Annotated in this window: 2 protein-coding genes; both read right to left on the bottom strand. The window is 70.9% G+C overall.

The window, feature by feature from the left end; all coding sequences use genetic code 11:
* A partial coding sequence (locus tag ACWEFL_RS36055; RefSeq protein ID WP_451721337.1) for a condensation domain-containing protein occupies nt 1-1,440 on the bottom strand: 1,440 nt, incomplete at its 3' end.
* Nucleotides 1,441-1,469: 29 nt separating this feature from the next.
* The coding region (locus ACWEFL_RS36050) for a condensation domain-containing protein (RefSeq protein ID WP_451721335.1) at nt 1,470-2,568 on the bottom strand (1,099 nt) is incomplete at its 5' end.

Below are 2,568 nucleotides of genomic sequence, written 5' to 3'. Positions count from 1 at the left end.
CCGATCACCCTCCACCAACGCCACCGCACCCGCCGACTCCCTCACCCGCCCCTCAATCAGCTCCGGCACCAACCCGGCCGGAACCCCGCCCGCCGCACTCGATCCGCCGAGCACTGCCACACGCTCCGCCGCACCCAGCACACCCACCCGGCCCACCAGCACCGACGGATCCCCGACCATCTGCTCAAGGACCGCGAAGAACCTGGTGAACACCGACTCGGCGGTGTCGCGGTCGAACAGGTCCGGTCGGTAGTCGAGCTTGCAGCGCATCGGGGTGCCCGGGGACACGACGAGCGTGTAGGGGTAGTGCGCTGTCTCCTCACCGGCGATGACCCGCAGGTCGAACGTGTCCTCGGTGGCCGGCCGAGCCGGGGTGCGGGGGTAGTTCTCGTAGACGAGGAGCGTGTCGAAGGTCGCCCCGGGGCCGGTGAGTTGCTGGACCTCGGACAGGCCGAGGTGCTGATGGCCGATCAGGTTCTTCTGTCGCTCCTGAAGCTCGGCGAGCATCCGCACCACCGGCTGCGCACCGTCGAGGCGCACCCGCACGGGCACGGTGTTGATGAACAGACCGACCATCGACTCGACACCCGGCAGCTCCGCCGGGCGCCCCGCCACGGTCACGCCGAAGACGACGTCCGTACGGCCGGACAGACGGGCCAGCACCAGCGCCCAGGCACCCTGCACCACCGTGTTCACCGTCAGGCCGTGCCGACGGGCGAAGGACGTCACGTCCTCGGCCAGGCGTGCGGGTACCTCACGGGTGAGGATCTCCGGGGCCAGGGGTGCCCTTCCTGGGGCGGCCGGAGCCACCAGAGTCGGCTCCTGAGCGTCGGCCAGTTCCTCCTCCCATGCGGTGCGCGCGGCCTCCTTGTCCTGGCGGCCGAGCCACACCAGGTAGTCCCGGTAGGAGGCGGGCGCCGACAGGGCGCCGGGGTCGCCGTCGGCCGCGTACAGCGTCCTCAGTTCCCTCAGCAGCACGGGCAGGGACCAGCCGTCCATGAGGACGTGGTGGCTGGTGAGCACCAGACGGTGCCGCCTCTCACCCAGCTTGATCAGCAGCAGTCTGAGCAGCGGCGGAACCGCGAGCTGGAATCGCTCCGCCCGCTCGGCCTCGGCCAGTTTGTGCAGGCCGGCCGCCATCTCGACGTCGGGGAGCCCGGAGAGATCGGCTTCGCGCCACGGCAGTACGACGTCCCGGGCGATGACCTGCATCGCCTCTCCCGACTTGCGTCGCCGGAAGCCCGCTCGCAGGGCCGGGTGGCGAGCCAGGAGCGTCTCCCATGCCGTCCGCAGCCGCCCCGCGTCCAGCGGTCCGGTGAGGTCGAACAGCCGCTGCCCCTGGTAGACGTCGGGTCCCTGGTCGTCCAAGGCGGCGTGGAACAACAGCCCCTCCTGAAGCGGAGACAGGGGCCACACGTCCTCGACTGCGGTTCGGGTCATCGCTTCTCTCCTCAATGCCTGGTATCCGGTCAGGAGACGCCGCCGGTGAAACCGGCTTCGAGTTCGTCCACCTCGTCCTGCGCGAGGTCGACGAGCGGGAAGTCGGAGGACGTGTGACCGCCCGCCGCGGGGTCGGCCGTGTGTGCGGCGAGTCCGGCGAGCAGGGCCAGCCATGCCCGGCCCAGGTCCTCGACCGCTGCCTCGTCGAGGACCGTCGTCGGCCAACTCAACGTGAGCTTCAGCTCGGAACCGTCGGCACCGTCCTGTACGACGGCGGCGGCTTCGAGGGTGTGCAGGGCGGGCATCCGCGGTGCGGCCGAGCCGCCGATCGCGGTCTGGCCGGTCAGCTGCCAGGCGTCCACGGCGGTGGTCGACCGGCGACCGCCTGTGGTGAAGCGGCCCAGGTAGTTGAAGCCGATCTGCGCGGCGGGCAGTTCGGACAGAGCCGGGCTCGTCCGCGGGTTGAGGTACCGCAGCAGCCCGTAGCCCAGGCCGTCGCCGCCGGGCACGGACCGCACCTGTTCCTTGACCACCTTCAGCAGCGCACCGGCCGCCGGTCCACCTGCCAGGACCTCTTCCAGGTCCACGCCGGTGACCGCCAGCCGTACCGGGTGGCTGCTGGTGAACCAGCCGACCGTGCGCGAGAGATCCGCACCGGCGACCGGTTCACGACCATGCCCCTCCACGTCGACGAGCACACCGTCCACGGTCTCCGGCCGCCACCGGGCCACCGCCCCCGCCAGCCCCGCCAACAGCACCTCATGCACCCCGCAGTGGAAGAGCGCAGGCGTATCGCCGACGAGCGTGTGTGCCTGGGCCGAGGGCACGGTCCACGTCCGATGGACCAGGTTCGACACCGTGTCGCGGTCCGGGTCGAACTTGCTCGTCCCCAGCGGCGGTTCAGCCTCGCCGATCCGGTCGATCCACTGTTCCAGCTCGGAGAGCCGGCCGTCCGACGTGGCCTGCTGGGTCAGGAGGTCGGCCCATTGCTTGAACGACGTTGCGACGGGGTCGAGTTCGGGTGTCCGTCCTGCGGCTACGGCCTCGCAGGCGGCCTGCAGGTCCGGCAGCAGGATCCGCCACGACACCCCGTCCACCACCAGGTGATGCACCACCAACACCAACCGG

The sequence above is a fragment of the Streptomyces sp. NPDC004838 genome (assembly GCF_053600955.1).
Note: the sequence above shows the minus strand (reverse complement) of the source record. Positions and strands in the feature narration are given on the sequence as shown.